We start from the raw sequence: 1,618 nt of genomic DNA, 5'->3' as shown, positions 1-1,618 counted from the left end.
TCGGCACCGCGCTCGCCGGGCGCACCGGCGGCTTCGGCCCGCTGCACGCGGGCGCGGCGCTCGCCGCCCTGCTCGCCGTGTTCGCGCTGATGCAGATGGCGCGCGCCTACGCCGCCGACGCCGCGGCGCGCCGCATCGCCTCGGAGACCGAGCGCCGCCAGGCCGAGGACGAGCGCAACCTCACCCAGCAGGCCATCCTGCGCCTGATGAACGAGATGGGCGACCTCGCCGACGGCGACCTCACCGTGCGCGCCACCGTCACCGAGGACATCACCGGCGCGATCGCCGACTCGGTGAACTACACCATCGAAGAGCTCTCGGTGCTGGTGCGCCGCATCAACGACGCCGCCACGCGCGTGACCTCGGCCACCGAATCCGCGCGCCGCACCTCCACCGAGCTGCTCGCCGCCACCGACCGCCAGTCGCAGGAGATCGAGGAGGCCGGCGCCAGCGCCGAGCGCATGGCGCAGTCGATGACCGACTCCTCCGCGCGCGCGCTGCAGTCCGCCCAGGTGGCGCGGCGCTCGCTGGAGTCCGCGCGCAAGGGCGCGGACGCGGTGCAGAACAGCATCCGCGGCATGAACGACATCCGCAGCCAGATCCAGGAGACCGCCAAGCGCATCAAGCGCCTCGGCGAGTCCTCGCAGGAGATCGGCGAGATCGTCGAGCTCATCTCCGACATCACCGAGCAGACCAACGTGCTCGCGCTCAACGCCGCGATCCAGGCCGCCACCGCCGGCGAGGCCGGGCGCGGCTTCACCGTCGTCGCCGAGGAGGTGCAGCGCCTCGCCGAACGCTCGGCCGAGGCCACCAAGCAGATCGCCGCGATCGTCAAGACCATCCAGACCGACACCCAGGACGCCGTGGGCGCGATGGAGAACGCCACCCGCAACGTGGTCGAGGGTGCCCAGCTCTCCGACGCCGCCGGCCAGGCGCTGGCCGAGATCGGCCTGGTGTCCACCGAGACCGCCAGCCTGATCGAGCGCATCTCGGCCGACGTGCAGGAGCAGGCCGCGACCGCCGGCCGCGTCGCCGCGGCGATGAAGGACATCCTCGCGGTCACCGAACAGACCTCGCTCGGCACCCGCCAGACCGCCGTGTCGATCGACCAGCTCGCCGAGCTGGCGGTGGAACTGAAGGGCTCGGTCTCGGGCTTCAAGGTCTGACAACGCTGGCCGTCGCCCGGAAAAACAGCATGACACACGCCACCGAGCCGGACCTGGGACCGCTGACCTGGGTCAAGGGCGAGATCGACGCCGCGCTGGGACGCGCGCGTGAAATCCTCGAGCGCGGCTGCGCGGGCAGCGAAGCCGCCGGCCTGCAGTTCGCGCAATCGCACCTGCACCAGGTGCGCGGCGCCCTCGACATCGTCGGCCTCGACGGCCTGACCCTGTTCACCGACACCCTCGAGCAGCTGCTCGGCGCCATGGCGCGCGGCGAGGTGCCGGCCGACGCCGCACGCCACGCGCTCGCCCTGCGCGCGCTGGCGATGGTCGGCAACTACCTCGAGGAGCTCGCCGACGGCGCGCCCGACCAGCCCCTGCGGCTCGCCCCGCGCTACCTCGAGCTCGCCGCCGCGCGCGGCCAGCGCGACGCCAGCGCCGCCGACCTCTTCCAC

The 1,618-nt window shown here is 73.1% G+C and carries 2 protein-coding genes; both read left to right on the top strand.

Translation table 11 applies throughout. The features are described from left to right. A partial coding sequence (locus C667_RS22795) for a methyl-accepting chemotaxis protein (RefSeq protein ID WP_004388048.1) occupies positions 1-1,166 on the top strand: 1,166 nt, incomplete at its 5' end. 29 nt (positions 1,167-1,195) lie between these two features. Then, on the top strand, positions 1,196-1,618 hold a 423-nt coding region (locus C667_RS22790; RefSeq protein WP_004388047.1), incomplete at its 3' end, for an Hpt domain-containing protein.

Origin of the sequence: Thauera phenylacetica B4P (assembly GCF_000310225.1) — a bacterium.
Taxonomy (GTDB): Bacteria; Pseudomonadota; Gammaproteobacteria; order Burkholderiales; family Rhodocyclaceae; genus Thauera; species Thauera phenylacetica.
This window is presented reverse-complemented; position numbering and strand designations above follow the sequence as displayed.